Origin of the sequence: Oleispirillum naphthae (assembly GCA_027864655.1) — a bacterium.
In the GTDB taxonomy this organism is placed as follows: Bacteria; Pseudomonadota; Alphaproteobacteria; order Rhodospirillales; family Rhodospirillaceae; genus Oleispirillum; species Oleispirillum naphthae.
Genome location: JAQAZG010000008.1, coordinates 99,927 through 119,357, shown reverse-complemented (window position 1 = coordinate 119,357; position 19,431 = coordinate 99,927). Strand labels below are relative to the sequence as shown.

18 protein-coding genes are annotated in these 19,431 nt (G+C 69.6%); 5 read left to right on the top strand and 13 right to left on the bottom strand.

All coding sequences use genetic code 11. The features are described from left to right. The 13 genes from nifV to O7R11_RS10285 all read right to left on the bottom strand — a co-directional run bounded on the left by nifV (nt 1) and on the right by O7R11_RS10285 (nt 13,982). Nucleotides 1-1,146 (bottom strand): homocitrate synthase, encoded by a 1,146-nt coding sequence (gene nifV / locus O7R11_RS10345; RefSeq protein ID WP_337997439.1) that lies wholly within the window; start codon nt 1,144-1,146, stop codon nt 1-3. Between the two features lie 159 nt (nt 1,147-1,305). Beyond that, nucleotides 1,306-2,484 carry an aminotransferase class V-fold PLP-dependent enzyme gene (locus O7R11_RS10340; RefSeq protein WP_337997438.1) on the bottom strand — a complete coding sequence of 393 codons (1,179 nt, stop codon included), beginning with the start codon at nt 2,482-2,484 and terminating at the stop codon, nt 1,306-1,308. A gap of 211 nt (nt 2,485-2,695) precedes the next feature. Continuing rightward, entirely contained in the window at nt 2,696-3,001 is a 306-nt protein-coding gene (locus O7R11_RS10335) for a NifU family protein (RefSeq protein WP_337997437.1), read from the bottom strand. Further along, on the bottom strand, nt 2,998-3,333 hold the full coding sequence (locus O7R11_RS10330; protein WP_337997436.1) for a HesB/IscA family protein: 336 nt from the start codon (nt 3,331-3,333) through the stop codon (nt 2,998-3,000). Before O7R11_RS10330 ends, O7R11_RS10335 begins: the two co-directional genes overlap by 4 nt. A gap of 260 nt (nt 3,334-3,593) precedes the next feature. Next, a complete protein-coding gene (locus O7R11_RS10325; RefSeq protein ID WP_337997435.1) occupies nt 3,594-4,628 on the bottom strand; it encodes an FAD:protein FMN transferase in 1,035 nt (344 codons plus the stop codon). Nucleotides 4,629-4,702: 74 nt separating this feature from the next. Further along, entirely contained in the window at nt 4,703-4,981 is a 279-nt protein-coding gene (gene fdxB, locus O7R11_RS10320) for a ferredoxin III, nif-specific (RefSeq protein ID WP_337997434.1), read from the bottom strand. A gap of 31 nt (nt 4,982-5,012) precedes the next feature. Beyond that, complete coding sequence (locus O7R11_RS10315) at nt 5,013-5,489, bottom strand: NifX-associated nitrogen fixation protein (RefSeq protein ID WP_337997433.1); 477 nt, start codon at nt 5,487-5,489, stop codon at nt 5,013-5,015. 27 nt (nt 5,490-5,516) lie between these two features. Then, nucleotides 5,517-6,002 carry a SoxR reducing system RseC family protein gene (locus O7R11_RS10310; RefSeq protein WP_337997432.1) on the bottom strand — a complete coding sequence of 162 codons (486 nt, stop codon included), beginning with the start codon at nt 6,000-6,002 and terminating at the stop codon, nt 5,517-5,519. After that, nucleotides 5,995-6,480 carry a NifB/NifX family molybdenum-iron cluster-binding protein gene (locus tag O7R11_RS10305; protein WP_337997431.1) on the bottom strand — a complete coding sequence of 162 codons (486 nt, stop codon included), beginning with the start codon at nt 6,478-6,480 and terminating at the stop codon, nt 5,995-5,997. Before O7R11_RS10305 ends, O7R11_RS10310 begins: the two co-directional genes overlap by 8 nt. Further along, the gene (nifN, locus tag O7R11_RS10300) at nt 6,477-7,853 is read right to left on the bottom strand and encodes a nitrogenase iron-molybdenum cofactor biosynthesis protein NifN (RefSeq protein WP_337997430.1); all 1,377 of its coding nucleotides are present in this window, start codon (nt 7,851-7,853) and stop codon (nt 6,477-6,479) included. Before nifN ends, O7R11_RS10305 begins: the two co-directional genes overlap by 4 nt. Further along, nucleotides 7,850-9,262, bottom strand: a complete 1,413-nt coding sequence (gene nifE, locus O7R11_RS10295; protein WP_337997429.1) for a nitrogenase iron-molybdenum cofactor biosynthesis protein NifE — start codon at nt 9,260-9,262, stop codon at nt 7,850-7,852. Before nifE ends, nifN begins: the two co-directional genes overlap by 4 nt. Nucleotides 9,263-9,555: 293 nt before the next feature. Next, nucleotides 9,556-12,747, bottom strand: a complete 3,192-nt coding sequence (locus tag O7R11_RS10290) for an efflux RND transporter permease subunit (RefSeq protein WP_337997428.1) — start codon at nt 12,745-12,747, stop codon at nt 9,556-9,558. A gap of 32 nt (nt 12,748-12,779) precedes the next feature. Then, nucleotides 12,780-13,982, bottom strand: coding sequence for an efflux RND transporter periplasmic adaptor subunit (locus O7R11_RS10285; protein WP_337997427.1), 1,203 nt, complete (start codon nt 13,980-13,982; stop codon nt 12,780-12,782). Between the two features lie 112 nt (nt 13,983-14,094). Between O7R11_RS10285 and O7R11_RS10280 the strand changes: the two genes are divergently transcribed. The 5 genes from O7R11_RS10280 to O7R11_RS10260 all read left to right on the top strand — a co-directional run bounded on the left by O7R11_RS10280 (nt 14,095) and on the right by O7R11_RS10260 (nt 19,394). Then, on the top strand, nt 14,095-14,685 hold the full coding sequence (locus tag O7R11_RS10280; RefSeq protein WP_337997426.1) for a TetR/AcrR family transcriptional regulator: 591 nt from the start codon (nt 14,095-14,097) through the stop codon (nt 14,683-14,685). Nucleotides 14,686-14,930: 245 nt separating this feature from the next. Next, nucleotides 14,931-15,380: a GNAT family N-acetyltransferase gene (locus O7R11_RS10275; protein WP_337997425.1), complete on the top strand. Its 450-nt coding sequence runs from the start codon at nt 14,931-14,933 to the stop codon at nt 15,378-15,380. 149 nt (nt 15,381-15,529) lie between these two features. Further along, nucleotides 15,530-17,389, top strand: a complete 1,860-nt coding sequence (locus O7R11_RS10270) for a chloride channel protein (RefSeq protein WP_337997424.1) — start codon at nt 15,530-15,532, stop codon at nt 17,387-17,389. A 54-nt stretch (nt 17,390-17,443) separates the two neighbouring features. Further along, nucleotides 17,444-17,884 (top strand): thioredoxin TrxC, encoded by a 441-nt coding sequence (gene trxC / locus O7R11_RS10265; RefSeq protein ID WP_337997423.1) that lies wholly within the window; start codon nt 17,444-17,446, stop codon nt 17,882-17,884. A gap of 250 nt (nt 17,885-18,134) precedes the next feature. Further along, nucleotides 18,135-19,394, top strand: coding sequence for a DEAD/DEAH box helicase (locus tag O7R11_RS10260; RefSeq protein WP_337997422.1), 1,260 nt, complete (start codon nt 18,135-18,137; stop codon nt 19,392-19,394). The last annotated feature ends 37 nt before the right edge of the window (nt 19,395-19,431 follow it).

The following is a 19,431-nucleotide window of genomic DNA, read 5'->3' as shown; positions in this document are numbered from 1 at the left end:
CTATTCCGCCGCCTGCGGGGCCGGAACCGTGACCGCCGCGTAGAAGCGCAGCAGGTCGGCCTCCGCCGGGATGGTCTTGGTGCGGGTGGCGAAGCTGCGCACCTGCGCCAGGATCGCCTGTTCCTGCAAGGGGCTGAGGCCGATGCCCAGGCGCTCGTAGGCCTGGCGCACCGCATGCGCGCCGGAGTGCTTGCCGAGCACGAAGCGATGGGCGCGGCCGATTTCCGCCGGGTCCACCGCCTGATAGTTGAGCGGGTCCTTGAGCAGGCCATCGACGTGAATGCCCGCCTCGTGGGCGAAGGCGCCCTCGCCGACCAGGCTCTTGTTCCACGGCACCGGGCGGCCCGAGGCGGCGGCCACCAGCTTGGAGACCTCCATGTAGCGGGAGAGATCGACGCCGGTGTCGATGCCGTGCAGGCGCGAAAGGCCCATCGCCACCTCTTCCAGCGGCGCGTTGCCGGCGCGCTCGCCGAGGCCGTGCACCGTGGTGTTGGCGTGGGTCGCGCCGCCCAACGCCGCGGCGATGGTGTTGGCGGTGGCGAGCCCGAGGTCGTCGTGGGCGTGCATCTCCAGTTCCAGGCCGGAAGCGGCGCGCAGGGTTTCGAAGATCCGCCGCGTGCCGAAGGGTTCGAGAATGCCCAGCGTATCGGCGAAGCGGAAGCGCCGCGCGCCCGCCTTCTCCGCGGTTTCCAGCACCCGGCAGAGAAAGTCCGGGTCGGCGCGGGAGGAATCCTCGCCGCCGACGCACACCGAGAAGCCGCGGTCCAGCGCCTTCGGCACCATGTTGGCGATGGTTTCGAGCACCCAGGCGCGGCTGCGCTTCAGCTTCCTCTCGATGTGCTGGTCGGACATCGAGAGCGAAAGGTCGAGGAAGGTGAGGTTCAAGGCCGAGGCGGCGCGCAGGTCGGCGTCGCACATCCGGCACCACGCCATCAGCTCCGCCTTCAGGCCGAGGGAGGCGATGGTGCGGATCGCGTCGCGCTCCTCCGGCCCCATCACCGGAATGCCGATCTCCAGCCCGGGCACGCCGATGCTGTCGAGCATCTGGGCGATCAGCACCTTCTCCTCGAAGGAGAAGGCGACGCCCGCCGATTGCTCGCCGTCGCGCAGGGTCGTGTCGTTGATGCCGAACCAGCCTCGCTTCATGCGGACCATCCTCCATGAACCCGTCCGGTGATGCGGTCGCAACCGCCATGCCACCTGGAGAAACGACTCTTTTCAAAGCGAATCAAGGCGTTGAGGCGGACATCCGTTTGTCGCATTTACGACAATGACCCGCCGCGTGCGGCGCGGGCGGCGCTTGCCTCAAACGTAGGCAGCCGCCGCGCGCGCGGGCGCCGCGCCGCCGCGCGAAATCCGCGCCGCGGCCTCGCCCACCGCCGCGACGGTGAAGGCGATCTCCGCCGCCGTGGTCTCCCGCGACAGGGAAAAACGGATCATCCCCCGCGCCAGGGTGGGGGAAAGCCCCATCGCCAACGGCACGTGCGAAGCGGTCATCGACCCGGCGCTGCACGCCGAGCCGCCGGAGGCGGCAATGCCCTTGCGGTCGAGATGCGCCAGCATCGCCTCGCCCTCGATCTCGGGGAACACCACGGCCAACGTATTGGGCAGGCGCTCCGCCGCCGCGGCCAGCGCCCACGCGCCCGGCGCCGCGGCGCACACCCCCGCCTGCAACGCATCGCGCAAGGCGGCGATGCTCGAAGCCTCCGCCGCGAGGCCGCGCCGCGCCAAATCCGCCGCCGCACCGAGGGCGACGATGGCAGGCACGTTCTCGGTGCCCGCGCGGCGGCCCTTCTCCTGATGTCCGCCGCGCAAGAGCGGGCGGAACCGCGTGCCGCGGCGCAGGTACAGAACGCCGATGCCCTTGGGGGCATGCAGCTTGTGGCCGGAGAGCGACAGCATGTCCACCCCCGCCGCCGCCACGTCGATCGCCGCCTTGCCGCCCGCCTGCACCGCATCGGTGTGGAACACAACCCCCGCCGCATGCGCCATCGCCGCCAACTCGGCAATCGGGAACACCGCGCCGGTCTCGTTGTTCGCCCACATCAGCGTGGCCAAGGCCACGTCCGGCCCCAGCGCCGCGGCATAGGCCGCCACATCCAGCCGCCCCTCGCCGTCCACGCCGATCTCGCGGATCTCGTAGCCTTCCTTCTCCAGGTCGCGGCAGGCGGCCTGCACCGCCGCATGCTCCACCGCCGAGGTGACGATCGCCCGGCGGCCCGGATGCGCGCGCACCGCCGACAGAATCGCCGTGGCGTCGGACTCGCTGCCGCCGGAGGTGAAGATCACCTCACTCTCATGCGACGCGCCGATCAAACCCTGAACCTGCCGCCGCGCCGCGCGCACAGCCGCCGCCGCCACCGCGCCGAAACCATGCCGCGACGAGGCGTTGCCGTAATGCTCGGTCAAAAACGGCAGCATCGCCTCCACCACCCGCGGGTCCACCCGCGTCGTCGCGTTGTTGTCCAGATAGATCGCCGCCATCGCCGCCTCCTCCGTAAAAACCAGGCCAGGGCTCCGCCCTGGACCCGCCGGGGACTCGGTCCCCGGACCCCCTGACTTGTTTTCGCCGCGCAGCGGCTATCGACCGTCACACCGCGCCACGGCTCTATCGCGCTCCGCGCAAAAACCGAAAGTCATGGGGTGCGCGAGGGGACCGAGTCCCCTCGCAAAGTTTTGGTTTTTTGCCCTGGCCTCATGCGTCCGGCTTCAGCAGTTCGGCGGGGAGCACTCGGACGATCTGCTTGAGTGCGGCCATCAGGCGTTGCTGCACGCCGCCGAGGGTGAGGGAGGCGAGTTGGCAGCCGACGCAGGCGCCGCTCATCTTCACGTAGACGTCGCGGCCGCGCACCGCGACGAGTTCGATGCCGCCGCCGTCGCGGGCGACGCGCGGGCGGATCTCCGCGATGGTGCGTTCGATCAGCTCCAGGCGTTCCGCTTCGGTCATGGCGTGTGTCCCGCTGTCCGCGATGCCGGGCAGCGCCGCCGCGAGCACCGTCATGATGCCGCCCTCGCGCACGGGGCGTCGGGGTCGCTGCAACTGCAACGGCCGACGGCGTTGGGATTGTCGAAGGTGAAGCCGCCGCCGCCCACATCGGCGACGAAGTCCACCACCGTGCCCGTTAGGCTCGGCGCGCTCGCCGCATCGACGAAGAGCGCCGCGCCGCCGTCGCGCACCACGATGTCGCCCGGCGCGGGCGCGGCGGCGAAGCCGAGCACGTAGCGGATGCCCGCGCAGCCGCCGAGGATCGCCTCCACCCGCACGCCGCCCTGCGGCATCGGGGAAAGAAGCTCCGCGATCTTGTCGCGGGCGATTTCGGTCATGATCATCATCCTGCGCCTCCCTCGGCTCGAAGAGCGTTTCGGGGAGGTGCTGCGCAAGCGGCGTGCCAGAGCCGGGGCTGCCGCCCCGGACCCCGCCCGGGAAGGAATTCCCGGACCCTTCTTTATTTTTCGCGCGAAGCGCAATCCCTTATGGAATCATCCCAAATTTCCGCCGCTTCGCGGCAAAACAAGGGGGGATCGAAGGGCCTCCCGGCCCTTCGTGGGGTGCAGGGGCATAGCCCCTGCTTTGTGTCGCAAACCCGACAGGATCACTCGATGGGGCGGATCACCAGATTGGGTTTCTGTCCCTCGGGGAAGATCAGGCGTTTCGCCATGTCCGGGCTGGCGGCGATGGTTCCGCTATCGTCCACCATGAGGACGCGGGTGATGCCCATGCGTTTGGCGATGCGCGGCCAGTCCCGCATTCCGGCGACGGTGAGTGCGGTGGAGGCGGCATCGGCGAGCGAGCCGTTTTCCGCGATCACCGTGGTGGAGAGGATATGGTCCACCGGCATGCCGGTGCGCGGGTCGATGATGTGGGAGTAGCGCACCCCCTCCCACTCGCGGAAGCGTTCGTAGTTGCCGGAGGTATAGACGCTCTCGTCCGGTTCGAGATCGACCGAGGCGATGACGCCCCATTTCTTCGGGTCGCGGATGCCGATGCGCCACGGGCGGTCGCCGTGGCTGCCCATCGCGCCGACGTTGCCGCCCGCGCTGATCACCGCGTTGGCGATGCCGCGTTTCTTCATCTCCGCCAGCGCCCAGTCCACCGCCGCGCCCTTGGCGAAGCCGCCGAAGTCCAGCCCCGCCGCAGGGTTGGCGCAGGTGACGGTGTGGCCGTCGATATGAATGTCGTCCATGCCGGGGTGCGCCGCGGCGAGCGCGCGGATGGTTGCGAGCGGCGGGATGCGGCCCTTCGGCGGCTCGTCGGCATGGAAGCCCCACGCGCCGACGATCTCGCCCACCGCGGCGTCGAACAGGCCGTCGCTCTGCGCGTAATAGGTTTTCGCCGCCTTGATCTGGTCGAGGGTGAAGTCGGAGAGCGTCACCGCCGCGCCGGTCTTGCACGCGGCGTTGAGGGTCATCAGTTCGCCGCCCGGCTTCCAGGCGTGCCAGTCCTTGTGCATGCGGCGGAAGCCCTCGCTCACCGCGGCCACGGCGGCGCGGGCCTTTTCCTCCGCGACGCCGCGCACGGTGACCTCGACGAGGGTGCCGAAGACGTATTCCGAGGTCTTGTACTCGGTGGTCGCATCGCCGCATCCGGCAAGCAGCAGAAGCACCGCCGCCAGGCCCGCAGGTTTCATCGCCCGTCGCTCCGTTTTCGTGGAAAGGGCGAACAGTCTATCCCCCGGCGGTCCGGGCGGGCAAGGCGCAGCCCTTACAGCGCGGCGGGGGCGTGGGCGATCGCCTTCTTGGAGCAGACCTTGCCGCACGCCTCGCAGCCGATGCAGTCCATGGCGTTCTTGACGCTCATCACCATCGCCTGATCGTCGTCCAGGTCGTCGTCGTCGCCTTCGCGCTCGATCAGCTCCAGCACGTCGCGCGCGCAGGTCTTGTAGCAGCGGCCGCAGCCGATGCAGAGGGTCTGGTCGATCGCGACGATGAATTGCGGTTCCCACGGCGTGCCGCCGCGCGTCGTTCCCATGATGTTGGCCATGAGATGGTCCTTCCTGCTTGGGTGGGTGCGGTTACAGCCCCGCGACGGCGGGGAACCGGCCGACCAGGGCCAGCGCGACGGAGAGGTGCTTGTCCGCCTCGTCCTTCATCTTGGAGAGGCTGAGGAAGCCGAAGCGGTGGACGTCGCGCAGCGTCTTGTCCGTCACCACCAGCTTGCCCACGGTGATCAGCGCGCGGCCGAAGCCCTCGTGCGTCAGCGAGACCAGCGGCACCGCGATGAGGCCGCACTCCTGCTCGATCATCGCGGCGATGCCGTTGTAGAAGGCGCGCACGCGGGCCACCACGTCCTCGTCCGGGTCGCCGATCACCGGCATCTCGCGGCGGCGCTCGATGGTGAGCACGAACGGGTCCAGAACCTTGTGCAGCGGCCAGCCGTCCTGCACGCCGTAGCGGTCGATCGCCCGCATCTGGCGCAGCATCTCCGCCGCAAAGGCGGTCTTGAGCACCGGGTCGTCCGCGGCGATCACGCAATCGTCCTTCACAACCATTCCCGTCCCCTTCTCCTGGTTCTCCGGTTACGTGCCGCAGGGCCCGGCGGGCGGCGGCACCTTACGCAACATCTCCGGCGCCGTCCGGCCGCGTCCCGCCGCACACAGGCGGCGTCCGGCGAGAAACGCCAATCCCAGTCCGCACGCCCCGCCCAGCATCGCCGCCGCGGTGCCGCCGAAGGCGGAGCCCGCCAGCGTTCCCGCCAGGAAGCCCAGCACCGGCAGCCCGTAGGCCACGCCGAAAGAGGCGATCAACCCGGACGACGGCAGGCCGATGGCCACCCACTCGCCGGGCTTCGCGTTCAGCCGGTTGTCCACCTTGAGGCGGATCGGCGGAGCCTCCCCCAGCAGCGCGGCATGCCCGCAGCCGCCCTTCTCCGGACAGCCGGAACAGCCGCCCGCGCGGTCGGCGACCACCCAGGCGAAGCCCCCCTCCAGGGACTCCACCCGAACCGGGCGTTCCGCCACCGGGGCGTCCTGTCGCCCCGGTGGCGGCACCCTCCCATCACTCATCCCACTCCTCCGCAGTCATGGCTTCGAAACGGGAGGGATCCTTGCGCACCTTGAGCGCGCGCACAATCCATGGCGCGCTCATCGCGGCGATTTCCTTGCGCAGACCGGCGATCGCATCGGCGATCGGCAGCCCCGGCATCACTTTCAGCGGCTGCACCCCCGCGGCGAGGAGGCGCTGAATCGCCGAGCTGCCCACCGCCTGCACGTAGACCGCGGCGCAGCCTTCCAGCGCCGCGATGCGCTCGGCGAGCTTGTCCTCGTTGCCGTCCTCTTCCGCGGCGGAAAACCGCACCGCCTCGGCGAAGGCGTGGCCCGACGCGGTGACGAGGTAGACCGAAAACCCTTCCGCCGAGCCGAAGTGCTGGTCCACGTGGCGGCGGTCGCCGGTGGCGAAGGCGACGCGCAGCGCGGTGCCGGCGGACTCCGGAACCTCGGGCGGCGGCACGACGGCCAGGTGGGTGGCGGCGGGCGGGCTCATGCGGTCCTGGCCTCCGCCCGATATTCCGGTTTCTGCCCGTAGATCGAGCGGTAGGGGTGGAGGTCGCCGCGTTCCAGCGCGGTGAGAATATTGGCGAGGTCGAACAGCGCCTGCCGCCCGCCGCGATAGCCGATCCACGCCTTGGCGAAGCCGCCGAACCAGTGGAACTGCGGAAAGCCCGCGCGGAACAGCGGAATGCCCAGACGCTCCGCCACCGCGACGCCGTGGGAATTGGTGATCAGCACCTCGGCGGCGGTTTCCCGCGCTGCGGTCTCCAGGTCCTCCAGGTCGCCGATCCGCACCGCCGCGAGGCCGGAGCGGGTGAGCACCGGCGCATAGGCCGGGGCCACCGCAGCGGAAACCTCCGCCCCGGTGCCGTGCAGCAGCGCCGCCAACCCCACCAGCAGGTCGGCCTCGGCGGCCACCGCAACGCGGGAAAAACCCATCATGAAGTGGGTGTCGAGCATCGCGTCGAGGAACTGCGCGCGCTGGCGGTCCAGGCGCTCCGGCACTTCGGCGCCGGAGATGTCGCGCAGGGTCATCACCAGGGCGTCGGCGGCATCGAGGCCGCAGAGGTGGTCGAAGCGGATGTCCGGCACCCCGGTGCGGCGGCGCAGTTCGTCCGCCGGTTCCGCCATCGACGCGCCGACGACGACGGTGGCCACCGCAAGCCCCAAAGTGGCGAGTTCGGAAACCGGCGTGCCGCCGGTGGTCTGCGGCGCATAGCGCTCCGGCGCGAGGTGGCCGTCGAGCGAATCGGAAATATCCGGCACCACCACCGGGCGCAGGCCGAACGCCTCCACCGTCTCCTTGAGGTATTCGATGTCGCCGGGGGTGAGCGACGCCCCGGCCAGGACGTTCACCTGCCGCCGCCGTTCCCCGGCGCGGCCCGGCGCATCCGGCACGGTGGCGCGGATGATCTCGGCGGTGGCGTGGGCGAAGCCGCTTTCCAGCGAACCCACGTAGTCCGGCGCATGCACCGGCACCACCACCACGTCGTCGTGCTCCGGATGCGCGGCGCGGAACTCCCGCACCCCCATGCCGAGGTCGAAGCCCTGCACCTCGGCGAGGCCCGAGGTCGGCACGCCGATCAGCGCGGGCTTCTTCTTCGCCAGGGTCTCCAGGCCCTCCTTGAGGTAGTCGTAGGAGCCCATCACCGTGCCGGTCTGGTCGAGCGCGCTGGTCTGTAGGGGGATCGGTTCCTGAAAGTGCTGGATGAAGAAGATCTTGCCGAAGGCGGTGCAGCCCTGCGCGCCGTGGATCATCGGCACGGCGCGGCCGATGCCCATGATCGCCAGGCACGCGCCGAGGGTGGAGCTCGCCTTCAACGGATTGACGGACAGCGCCTTCCTGCGCTTGACGATCTCGGTCATTCCGCGGCCTCCTTGGGCAGGGAGTTCTCCGCCGTGGCGCGCCACGGCGGGGCGGAGCGCACCGCCTTCCAGATCGGGCTTTCCAGCGACAGCGCGAGACGCCGCGCCAGTTCCGCCATGCCCGCGTACCCGGCGTAGGCGAAGTCGCGCTCCTGGTTGATGTCGAGAAAGGGTATCCGCGCCTTGAGCGAGACGTACTGGTTGCGCCCGCCCGCGATCAGCATGTCGGCCTTCAAGTCCGCCACCGCCTGGAGCAGTTGCGGCGCGCTGCCCTCCTCGATGAGGACGGCGTTCTCGCCCATCAGGTCGCGGATGCGCGCCTTGTCTTCCTCGGTGGACTTGCGGGTGCCGCTGGCCACCACCTCGATGCCCAGGTCCTGCAACGCGGAGACCACGGACCACGACTTCACGCCGCCGGTGTAGAGCAGCACGCGCTTGCCTTTCAGACGCGGCCGCCAGGGGGCGAGCGCCGCCTCGGCCTTCGCCTCTTCCCGCGCGATCAGCGCCTCGGTGCGTGCGGCAAGGCCGGGGTCGCCGATCAGCCGCGCGAAGCTGCGCAACGCGGCGGACACGTCGGACACGCCGTAGAAGCTGCCCTCGAACCACGGAATGCCCCAGCGCTTCTCCAGGCTGCGCGCCACGTTCACCATGGCCCGCGCACATACCACCATGGTCGCCTCGGCGCGGTGCATGGTCTGCACCTCGCGGTAGCGCGCATCGCCCGAGAGCGTGCACAGCACGCGGATGCCCAGCTCGTCCAGGAGCGGCAGGGTGTGCCACAGCTCGCCCGCGATGTTGTATTCGCCGATCAGGTTGACGTCGTGGACTTTGATGCCCGGGCGCGCCGCCGCGGCGGGCACCGGGTCCGGCTCGCGGGTGCCGATCACGTGCTTCACCATCACCTCGCCCGCGATGCGGCTGCCCATCTGCTTGGTGCCGTAGAAACCGGCGGAATCCACCAGCACCACGGGCTTTGCAAAGGCCTCCTGCGCCGCGGCGCACACCGCCTCCATGTCGTCGCCGATCAACGCCGGAATGCACGTGGCGTAGACGAACACCGCCGCCGGGTCGTAGGTGGAAATCGCCTGCTTGATCGCATGGAACAGCCGCTTCTCGCCGCGGCCCATGATCACGTCCTGCTCGGTCAGGTCGGTGGTCATGCCGGTGGCATACAGGCTGGGGCCGGTGGAGCGGGTGCCGCGGTTCTCCCAGCTCGACCCCGCGCAGCCGATCGCGCCGTGCACGATGTGCGCGACGTCGGCGATCGGCAAGAGCGCGATCTGCGCGCCGTCGAAGGCGCAGCCGCCCGCCGCCGCGCCCGGCTTCGGCTTGGCGCAGCCGGACTTGCCCTTGGCGTTGTGGGCGCAGGCGGGCTGGTCCATGAGGGCGCGAATGTCCTGCGGCTTCATCGGCGGCACTCCGGCACGGGTTGACCTCTCGCCGCTTTCGCAGCAACCGCCATGCCAAGCCGATAAAACCAGGAGTTCCAGGGAATTAAGAAAAAACGCCGCTGTCGGGAACGCGACAAAACCAAAACTTCGCGGAGGGACTCGGTCCCTCCGCCCCTCCCCTTAATTTTTCGCCGCGCAGCGGCTATCGACCGTCACGCCGCATGATGGTTCTATCGCGCTACGCGCAAAAGAGTCATGGGGTCTGGGGACCGAGTCCCCAGCGAGGTCCAGGGGCAGCGCCCCTGGCCGCGTCACTCCGCCGCTTCGATTTCCGCCACCTCTTCCTCCCGCACCGAGGGCGCGTGGTGGGCGTGCAGCCGCCCGCCGAGGGCGCGGATCAGCACGTAGAACACCGGCGTCATGAAGATGCCGAAGGCGGTCACCCCGAGCATGCCGGAAAACACCGCGACGCCCATGGCGCGGCGCATCTCCGCGCCCGCGCCGGTGGCGAGCACAAGCGGCACCACGCCCATGACGAAGGCGAGCGAGGTCATCAGGATCGGCCGCAGCCGCAGCCGCGCCGCGGCGATCGCCGCGGCCACCGGCGAGTGTCCGGCGAGTTCCAGCTCGCGCGCGAACTCGACGATGAGGATGGCGTTCTTCGCCGACAGGCCGACCAGGACGATGAAGCCGATCTGGGTGAAGATGTTGTTGTCGCCCTGGGTCAGCCAGACGCCGGCGATCGCGGCGAACAGGCTCATCGGCACGATCAGGATGATCGCGGCGGGGAGGGTCAGGCTCTCGTACTGCGCCGCGAGGACGAGGAAGACGAGGAGGATGGCGAGGCCGAAGACCAGGGTCGAGGTGTTGCCCGCGATGATCTGCTGGTAGGTGAGGTCGGTCCATTCGTAGGCGAAGCCGGGGGGCAGGGTTTCCGCCGCGATGCGCTCCACCGCCGCCTGCGCCTGCCCGGAGGAATACCCCGGCGCAGCGCCGCCCGAGACGTCTGCGGCGAGGAAGCCGTTGTAGCGCATCGCGCGCTCCGGCCCGGCGGAGGGGGTGACGGTGAGCACCGCGGAGAGCGGCACCATGTCTCCGGAGGACGAGCGCACCTTGAGCCTGCCGATGTCGTCGGCGTGCGCGCGGAACGGCGCGTCCGCCTGCACCCGCACCGAGTAGGTGCGGCCCAGGGTGTTGAAGTCGTTGACGTAGAGGCTGCCGAGGTAGACCTGCAGGGTGGCGAAGATGTCGGGCACCGCGACGCCGAGCTGGCGCGCCTTGGTGCGATCGACGTCGGCGAAGAGCTGCGGCACGTTGACCTGGTACGAGGTGAACAGGTTGGCGAGTTCCGGCGCCTGCGCCGCCTTGGCGAGGAACGCCTTGGTCGCCGCGTCGAGGGCGCGGTAGCCGCGCGAGGCGCGGTCCTCGATTTCGAGCTTGAAGCCGCCGGTGGTCCCCAACCCCATCACCGGCGGCGGCGGGAACATCACCACGAAGGCGTCCTGGATTGCCGCGTACTGCCGGTTCAGGCGCATCGCGATGGCGCCCGCGGAGAGCGCCGGGTCGCGGCGTTCCTCGAACGGTTTCAGCCCGGCGAAGACGATGCCGGAGTTGGCGCTGTTGGTGAAGCCGTTGATCGACAGGCCGGGGAAGGAGATGGCGTGCTCGACGCCGGGGTCGTCGATGGCGATTTTGCTCATCGTGCGGATCACCCCCTCGCTGCGGTCGAGCGTCGCGCCGTCGGGGAGCTGCGCGAAGCCGATCAGGTACTGCTTGTCCTGCATCGGCACGAAGCCGCCCGGCACCGCCTGGAACAGCCACGCGGTCGCGCCGAGCAGCCCGGCATAAACGACGAGCACCAGCGACTTGCGCCCGAGCACGCGGCCGAGCCCCGCGCCATAGGCCGAAGCGCTGCGCCCGAAGCCGCGGTTGAAGCCGCGGAACAGCCAGCCGAGGCCGCGGTCCATGATGCGGGTGAGGAGGTCCTTCGGCGCGTCGTGGCCCTTCAGCAGCAGCGCCGCCAGCGCGGGCGAAAGGGTGAGCGAGTTGACCGCGGAGATCACCGTCGAGATCGCGATGGTCAGCGCGAACTGCTTGTAGAACTGCCCGGAAAGCCCGGAGATGAAGGCGAGCGGCACGAACACCGCGACCAGCACCAGGGCGATCGCGACGATCGGGCCGGAGACCTCGCGCATCGCCTGATAGGTGGCGTCCTTGGGCGAGAGCCCGGCGGCGATGTTGCGCTCGACGTTCTCGACCACGACGATCGCGTCATCGACGACGATGCCGATGGCGAGCACCAGGCCGAACAGCGACAGCGCGTTGATCGACACGCCGATCAGGTGCATCGCCGCGAAGGTGCCGACCACCGAAACCGGCACCGCGAGCAAGGGAATGATCGAGGCGCGCCAGGTCTGGAGGAAGAGGATCACCACCAGGACGACGAGGCCGATCGCCTCGGCGAGGGTGTGCACCACGGACTGGATCGAGGCGCGGACGAACTGCGTGGGGTCGTAGACGATGGAATACTCGACGCCCGGCGGCATGTAGGTCTTGAGTTCCGCCATGGTCGCGCGCACCGCGTCGGAGATCGCGATGGCGTTGGAGCCCGGCGCCTGCGAAATCGGGATCGCCACCGCGGAGCGGTTGTCGAGCAGCGAGCGCAGGGAATAGTCCGCCGCGCCCATCTCGATGCGGCCGAGGTCCCTGAGCCGCGTCACCGCGCCGTCGGCCCCGGTCTTGACGATGATGTCGCCGAATTCCTCGGGGGTCTTGAGGCGGCCCTCGGCGTTCACCGAAAGCTGCACGTCGAGGTTCGGCAGCCCCGGCGACGCGCCGACCGTGCCCGCCGCCGCGGCGACGTTCTGCGCGCGGATCGCCGCGACCACGTCGCCCGCCGAAAGGCCGCGCTGCGCCACCTTCTGCGGGTCGAGCCAGATGCGCATCGCGTAATCGCCGGAACCGAAGAGCTGCACCTGGCCGACGCCCTCGATCCGCGCCAGGCGGTCCTTGACGTTCAAGAGCGCATAGTTGCGCAGATAGGCGTCGTCGTAGCGGCCGTCGGGCGACAGCAGGTGCACCACCATGGTGAGGTCGGGCGAGCTTTTGATCGTGGTGACGCCAAGCGCGCGGACTTCCTCCGGCAGGCGCGGCTCGGCCTGGGAGACGCGGTTCTGCACCAGCTGCTGCGCCTTGTCCGGGTCGGTGCCGAGGCGGAAGGTGATGGTCAGCGTCATTGCGCCGTCGCCGGTGGCCTGGCTGCCCATGTAGAGCATGTTCTCGACGCCGTTGACCTGCTCCTCGATCGGCGTCGCCACCGTCTCGGCGATCACCCGCGGCGAAGCGCCCGGATACTGCGCGCGCACCACCACCGTCGGCGGCACCACCTCGGGATATTCCGAGATCGGCAGGGCGCGCAACGCCAGCAGCCCGGCAAGGAAGATCAGGGTTGACAGCACCCCGGCGAACACCGGGCGGTCGATGAAGAACTTGGAGAGGTTCATGGATCGCTCCGTTGCTCTGCCGATTTCGGGTTTCAGCGCTGCGCCAGGGTGCGCGGCGCGGTTTCGGCGCGGGCGTCCATCGCCACGTCTTCGGGCGAAACGAGGGCGCCGGGGCGCACCCGCTGCAGGCCGTTGACGATCACCCGCTCGCCCGCCGCAAGGCCGGAGGTGACGATGCGCAGGCCCTCGGCCGACGCGCCGAGGGTGACGGCGCGATAAGAGGCGCGGTTGTCGCCGCCGACGACGAGGACGAACTTCTTGTCCTGGTCGGTGCCGACGGCGCGCTCGCTGACCAGCAGCACCGGCTTCGCTTCCGCCTCGCCGAGGCGGAGCTTGACGAACTGTCCGGGCATCAGGATGCCGTCGGGATTGTCGAACACCGCGCGCACCGCGATGGTGCCGCTCGCCGCGTCCACCGCGTTGTCGATCATCTGCACATGGCCGGTCAGCGGCTTGCCGCCCTGCACCTGCATCTGCACCGGAATGCGCTCCACCGCGAGGCTGCCGTCGCCGCCGCCGCGCACCTCGGAGAGCGCCTTCATCACCGCCGCCTCGTCGGCGTCGAAGGCGGCGTAGATCGGGTCCACCGAGACCAACCGCGCCAGCACCGGCGCATCCGCGCCCGCGGCGACGAGGTTGCCGGGCGTCACCTCGGCGCGGCCGATGCGGCCGGAGACCGGGGCGCGCACCTCGGTGTAGGAGAGGTTGAGCAGTGCGGTGGCCAGCGCCGCCTTGGCGCCGCGCACCGCGGCGTCGGCGTCGCGGAAGGCGTTGGTGCGGTTGTCCACTTCGCTCTGGGTGATGTTGCCGGTCTGCGAGAGCTTCCTCGCCCGGTCGAGTTCGCGCCGGGTATAGGCGAGGCGCGCCTCGGCGGAGGCGAGCGCGGCGGAGGCGCGGTCGGACTCGGCGGCGAAAGGCGCAGGGTCGAGGCGGACCAGCACATCGCCCTTGTCCACCAGGCCGCCCTCGCGGAACTGCACGGACAGCACCTGCCCGGCGACGCGGGCGCGCAGGGCGACGCGGTCCACCGCTTCGAGGCGGCCGGAGAAATCCACCCACGGCACGATCGCGCGGGTTTCCACCTTCGCCACCGAAACCGGCACCGCGGGCGGCTGCGGCTTCGCCTCCGCGGCGCGGGCGGGGGGAGTGTTGGACTCGACGATACCGGCGGCGGCGCTGCCGAGCAGCGCCACGCCCGCGAGCGCAAAGAAGACCGTCTTGCCGGAAATGCGCATGACACGCTCCCATATTTATACCGAACGGTACAGATATGGGTCTGGACAGCGGGCTGTCAACAGACTATTTTTACCGAAAGATACAAAAGTCAAGGAGGAGCGAAAAATGGCGATGGGCAGGCCTCGCGCGTTCTGCGTCGAGAAGGCCCTGGACGCCGCGCTGGAAGTGTTCTGGCGCAAAGGGTTCGATGGCGCTTCGCTGACCGATCTGACCCAGGCGATGGGGATCAACCGGCCCAGCCTCTATGCCGCCTTCGGCAACAAGGAAGACCTCTTCCGCAAGGCTCTCGACCGCTACGTCAACGTCAAGGTCGCCTACCTCTCCGAAGCCCTCGCCGCGCCCAACGCCTACGGCCTCGCCGAAAAGCTGCTGATGGGCGCCGCTGCGATGATGACCGACCCGACGCACCCGGTCGGCTGCCTCGCCGTCAAGGGCCTCGCCACCTGCACCGAACAGTCGGCCTCGGTGAAGGGGGAACTGGAAAAAATCCGCATCGACTACGAGGACGCGATGCTCAAGCGCCTCGCCGCGGCGCGCGACGCCGGGCAGATTCCCGCCGACGCCGACCTGCCGTCGCTGATGCGCTACCTCACCACCGTCGTCCAGGGCATGGCGATCCAGGCATCCTCCGGCGCCGGCCGCGCCGAACTGGAAGCCGTCGCCCGGACCGCGCTCATCGCCTGGCCTGCAAAGCCCGCCTGAGATTACGGCGGGGCTGCCGCCCCGCGCCCCGCCCGGAGGGCCGCGGGCCCTCCGGACCTCCCCTCGGTTTTGCGCGGAGCGCCATAGAGCCATCACGCCGCGTAACGGTTGATAGCCGCTACGCGGCGAAAACAAGTTATGGGGTCAAGGGGCCTCCCGGCCCCTTGCGAGGTCCAGGGGCAGCGCCCCTGGCCTGGTTTTTCCCGCGTCTCCTCTTGCCAAGCCGGGCGGGGAGCGGTAGGGGCATGGGGGAAGCTCAGGAGGCCGTCATGGACATCGTCATCGCCGCCAGCGAGGCCGACCGCGCCGCATGTTTGCGGCTGCGGCATCTGGTGTTCGTGGGCGAGCAGGGGGTTTCCGAGGAGATCGAGTTCGACGGCCTGGACGATGCGTGCGTGCACGTTCTGGCTCGGGAGAACGGCGAGGCGGTGGCCACGGCGCGGATCAAGTATCTGGACGGCGTGGCGAAGATACAGCGCGTCTGCGTCATCGAATCCCGGCGCGGCACCGGCGCGGGGGCGGCGGTGATGGACTTCGCGCTGGCGGAGATCCGCCGCGCAGGCCGGGCGAAGACGGCGCGCCTGGGGGCGCAGGTGCATGCCCTGGGGTTCTATCTCAAGCTCGGCTTCGCCGTGGTCGGCGGGGAATACCTGGAAGCGGGGATTCCGCACCGCGACATGGAGCTTCCCCTCTGAGGGGGCGTATCGGCGATTAATTTTCCCGGAATCGGACTCAACCGTGGCCTTTGCCGCGCGTTCGGCCCATGATTTGACATCCCTATTTCAAGGCAGGCGCGCGCGCGCCGTGCCTGTGGTTTTGTTTTGCGATCTTCGAGAGGCATTCCGTGGCTATCCGGCTTCAGCGTATCCCCCTGCTCAACCGCCTGACGGCGAAGGCCGGACGGGAGGCAGGGGCCTCACCCGATTCGTCCGATGACGAGGTCCACCGCATCGGGCTGGTGGTTCTGTCGATCCTCGCGGTGATGGTGGGCACCGTCACCGGCCTCGGCGCGGTGCTGTTCCGCGCGCTCATCGGGCTGATTCACAACGTGTTCTTCCTCGGCGAATGGGCGGTGAACTACGACGCCAACCTGTTCACCCCGGCGAGCCCGTGGGGACCGGCGGTGATTCTGGTGCCGGTGGCGGGCGCGATCATCGTCACCTTCCTGGTCTCCACCTTCGCGCCGGAGGCGAAGGGCCACGGCGTGCCCGAGGTGATGGACGCGATCTACTACAAGGGCGGCATCATCCGCCCGGTGGTGGCGGTGGTGAAGTCGCTGAGTTCCGCCTTCGCCATCGGCAGCGGCGCGGCGGTGGGGCGCGAGGGCCCGATCATCCAGATCGGCGCGGCGCTCGGCTCCACCCTCGGCCAGATCGTGCGCATGCCGCCGGGGGAGCGCATCATCCTGGTCGCCGCGGGCGCGGGCGCGGGCATCGCCTCCACCTTCAACACGCCGCTCGGCGGGGTGATGTTCGCCGTCGAGCTGATGATGCCGGAGATCAGCACCCGCACCTTCCTGCCGGTGGCGGTGGCCACCGGCACCGCCACCTTCATCGGGCGCTTCTTCTTCGGCGACATGCCCGCCTTCGCGGTGCCGCACCTCACCCCCATCGGCACCGACGGCGCCGCCCTTCTGCTGCTCTGCCTCTATGCGGTTCTCGGCGGGATCACCGGCATCGCCGCCGCGGGGTTCGTGCGCGGGCTGCACCTGGCGGAGGATCTCTTCGACCGCATCGAGGGCCGCTACACCCGCCACATCCTCGGCATGCTGCTGGTCGGCGTGATGATCTATCTGCTGCAGGTCGGCTTCGGCCACTACTTCGTCGAGGGAGTCGGCTATTCCACCATTCAGGCGATCCTGGTCGGCAACCTGTCCGGCGCGGGGCTGCTGTTGCTGCTGTTCCTCTGCAAGATGGCGGCGACCTCGCTCAGCCTCGGCTCCGGCTCCTCCGGCGGCATCTTCTCGCCCTCGCTGTTCATGGGCGCGACCATCGGCGGCGCCTTCGCCGCCGGGCTCTCCCTGCTCGGGCTGCCGTTCGCGGTCAACGTGCCCGCCTTCGCCATGGTCGGCATGGGGGCGATGGTGGGCGGCGGCACCGGCGCGGCGATGGCCGCGGTGACGATGATCTTCGAGATGACGCTCGACTACGGCATCGTCCTGCCGCTGATCCTCGCGGTGGCGGTGAGCGTCGGGGTGCGCCGTCTGCTCTCGCCGGAGAACATCTACACCCTCAAGCTGGTGCGGCGCGGCCGGGTGATGCCCAAGGCGCTGCACGCCAACATGTTCCTGGTGCGCCACGCCAGGGAGGTGATGGACACCGATCTGCTGATCGTCCCCGCGGATATGCCGCTGGAGGATTTCCTCGCGGCGCATGCGGACTATGCCGGACGGATGTGCCATGTGGCGGTGACGGAAAACAACCGCATCCTCGGGGCGATCCGCTTCAACATGGCGCTGCCCCACGAATCGGCGCAGCGCCTGCCGGGCCTCACCATGCGCGACATCGCCACCCGCAAGTTCACCCTGGTCTACGAGGACGACATCGCCTTCGACGTGATCCGCCGGATGTGGCGCAAGCAGGCGGTGATGGCGCTGGTGGTGCGCAAGCACGGCACGCCGCAGCCCGACGACCTGGTGGGCGTGATCACCAAGGAACACGTGGCGGACTCGGTGGCCAACAGCGTCTCGGTCTACCCCACCTGAGCGCCTGGACAAGCGCGCCGCCGCACCGCACATCTTGTTGCGGGAGGACAGGATATGCCGGAAACCATCCACGTCGTCTGCCCGCATTGCGACGCGGTCAACCGCGCGCCGGTGGAAAGGCTCGTCCCCGGCGTGCGCGGCAAATGCGGCAGCTGCGGCAAGCCCTTGTTCGAGGGGCGCCCGGTGGAACTCACCGCCGCGCGCTTCGAAAAGCACCTGGCGGGGAGCGGGCTGCCGCTGCTCGTCGATTTCTGGGCCGCCTGGTGCGGCCCCTGCCGGATGATGGCGCCGATGTTCGCGCAGGCGGCGCAGAACCTGGAGCCGCGCGCCCGCCTGGTGAAGGTCGAGACCGAGGCGGCGCCCGCGCTCGCGGCGCGCCATGGAATCCAGTCCATTCCCACCATGATCCTCTTCGACAGCGGCCGGGAAATCGCCCGCACCAGCGGCGCGATGGACGCGCGCGCCATCGCCGACTGGTTCAATCGCCACGCCTGAAACCGCCGCTTTACGAAATCTCTTGTGCTTTGTCCCGAACTATGCGCATCTCAGCGCATCAAGACGCCGCGCGTAGACGGATCGCATATAGCGGATTCCCCGACGGCGTTTTCTCTGGATGTGCCGCGCCGCATACGGTTTGCCGCCATCGAGTGGTCCCAAAAGGGATGCCATAAGGCAGCGGATCTACGCCAGCTTCCTCCTGATTTCACTACGCCGCGCCCGGCCCGAATCGAGCCGGAGAGCAGCGATGACAACGGTACGATACGACTTGACACGATTTTCCGAGCTCGGCCTGGCCGAGCCTCTCCTCCGCGCAATCGGCGCGGAAGGCTACACAACCCCCACCCCCATCCAGGCAGGCGCAATCCCGCCGCTGCTCACCGGACGCGACGTCGTGGGCGTCGCCCAGACCGGCACCGGCAAGACCGCGGCCTTCGTGCTGCCGATGCTGCAGGCGCTCTCCGCCCTGCCGCGCCGCGCCGCGCCGGGAGAGCCGCGCGCCCTCATCGTCGCCCCCACCCGCGAACTCGCGGCGCAGATCGGCGCTTGCGTGCAAAGCTATGGGCGCTTCCTCCACCTCAGCTCCACGGTGATCTTCGGCGGCGTCTCGGCGCAGCCGCAGCTCGCGGCGCTGCGCCGCGGCCCCGACATCGTGATCGCCACCCCCGGGCGGCTGCTCGACCACATGGGCACCGGCGCGGTGCGCCTCTCCGGCGTCATCTGGGCAGTGCTGGACGAAGCCGACCAGATGCTCGACCTGGGCTTCCTGCCCGCGATCCGCCGCATCATGGCCAAGGTGCCGAAGGCGCGCCGCACCGCGCTCTTCTCCGCCACCATGCCGCCGCCGATCCGCACCCTGGCGCAGGAGTTCCTCCACGACCCGCAGGAGGTGAGCGTCACCCCCGCGGCGCGCCCGGCGGACCTGGTGACGCAATCCGCGATCCGCGTGCCCGCGGCGGACAAACGCGCCGCCCTGGTCGATATCCTCCGCGGCAAGACGATGACCTCGGCCATCGTCTTCACCCGCACCAAGCACGGCGCCGACCGGGTGGCGCGCCACCTCGCCCAGGAGGGGCTTGCGGCAGGGGCGATCCACGGCAACAAGAGCCAGTCCCAGCGCGAGCGCACGCTGCGCGACTTCAAGAACGGCGCCATCGCCATCCTGGTGGCCACCGACATCGCCGCGCGCGGCCTCGACATCGAAGGCGTCTCCCACGTCATCAATTTCGAGCTGCCCAACGTGCCCGAATCCTACGTCCACCGCATCGGCCGCACCGCGCGCGCCGGAGCCTCCGGCACCGCCGTCTCGCTGTGCGACGACGCCGAGCGCCCGCTCCTGCGCGATATCGAGAAGCTGATCAAGCGCACCCTGATCGACTGGCCCGACGAGCCTAACCGCCGGGCGCCCCAGCCGAACGAACGGCAGAAAACCGCCGCCCCGGCCGGGAAAAGCAAGAGCGGCTCCCGCCGCCGCCGCGGCTCGCGGCCGATCTCCCGAGCCGCCTGAACAAAATTCCCCCGCCCGGACAGGCCGGACGGGGGTG

Bases quoted from the DNA above. Each gene is read 5' to 3' on its own strand.
- nifV (WP_337997439.1), bottom strand. From the start codon at position 1,146: ATGAAGCGAGGCTGGTTCGGCATCAACGACACGACCCTGCGCGACGGC.
- O7R11_RS10340 (WP_337997438.1), bottom strand. From the start codon at position 2,484: ATGGCGGCGATCTATCTGGACAACAACGCGACGACGCGGGTGGACCCG.
- O7R11_RS10335 (WP_337997437.1), bottom strand. From the start codon at position 3,001: ATGACGGTGCTCGCGGCGGCGCTGCCCGGCATCGCGGACAGCGGGACA.
- O7R11_RS10330 (WP_337997436.1), bottom strand. From the start codon at position 3,333: ATGATGATCATGACCGAAATCGCCCGCGACAAGATCGCGGAGCTTCTT.
- O7R11_RS10325 (WP_337997435.1), bottom strand. From the start codon at position 4,628: ATGAAACCTGCGGGCCTGGCGGCGGTGCTTCTGCTGCTTGCCGGATGC.
- fdxB (WP_337997434.1), bottom strand. From the start codon at position 4,981: ATGGCCAACATCATGGGAACGACGCGCGGCGGCACGCCGTGGGAACCG.
- O7R11_RS10315 (WP_337997433.1), bottom strand. From the start codon at position 5,489: ATGGTTGTGAAGGACGATTGCGTGATCGCCGCGGACGACCCGGTGCTC.
- O7R11_RS10310 (WP_337997432.1), bottom strand. From the start codon at position 6,002: ATGAGTGATGGGAGGGTGCCGCCACCGGGGCGACAGGACGCCCCGGTG.
- O7R11_RS10305 (WP_337997431.1), bottom strand. From the start codon at position 6,480: ATGAGCCCGCCCGCCGCCACCCACCTGGCCGTCGTGCCGCCGCCCGAG.
- nifN (WP_337997430.1), bottom strand. From the start codon at position 7,853: ATGACCGAGATCGTCAAGCGCAGGAAGGCGCTGTCCGTCAATCCGTTG.
- nifE (WP_337997429.1), bottom strand. From the start codon at position 9,262: ATGAAGCCGCAGGACATTCGCGCCCTCATGGACCAGCCCGCCTGCGCC.
- O7R11_RS10290 (WP_337997428.1), bottom strand. From the start codon at position 12,747: ATGAACCTCTCCAAGTTCTTCATCGACCGCCCGGTGTTCGCCGGGGTG.
- O7R11_RS10285 (WP_337997427.1), bottom strand. From the start codon at position 13,982: ATGCGCATTTCCGGCAAGACGGTCTTCTTTGCGCTCGCGGGCGTGGCG.
- O7R11_RS10280 (WP_337997426.1), top strand. From the start codon at position 14,095: ATGGGCAGGCCTCGCGCGTTCTGCGTCGAGAAGGCCCTGGACGCCGCG.
- O7R11_RS10275 (WP_337997425.1), top strand. From the start codon at position 14,931: ATGGGGGAAGCTCAGGAGGCCGTCATGGACATCGTCATCGCCGCCAGC.
- trxC (WP_337997423.1), top strand. From the start codon at position 17,444: ATGCCGGAAACCATCCACGTCGTCTGCCCGCATTGCGACGCGGTCAAC.
- O7R11_RS10260 (WP_337997422.1), top strand. From the start codon at position 18,135: ATGACAACGGTACGATACGACTTGACACGATTTTCCGAGCTCGGCCTG.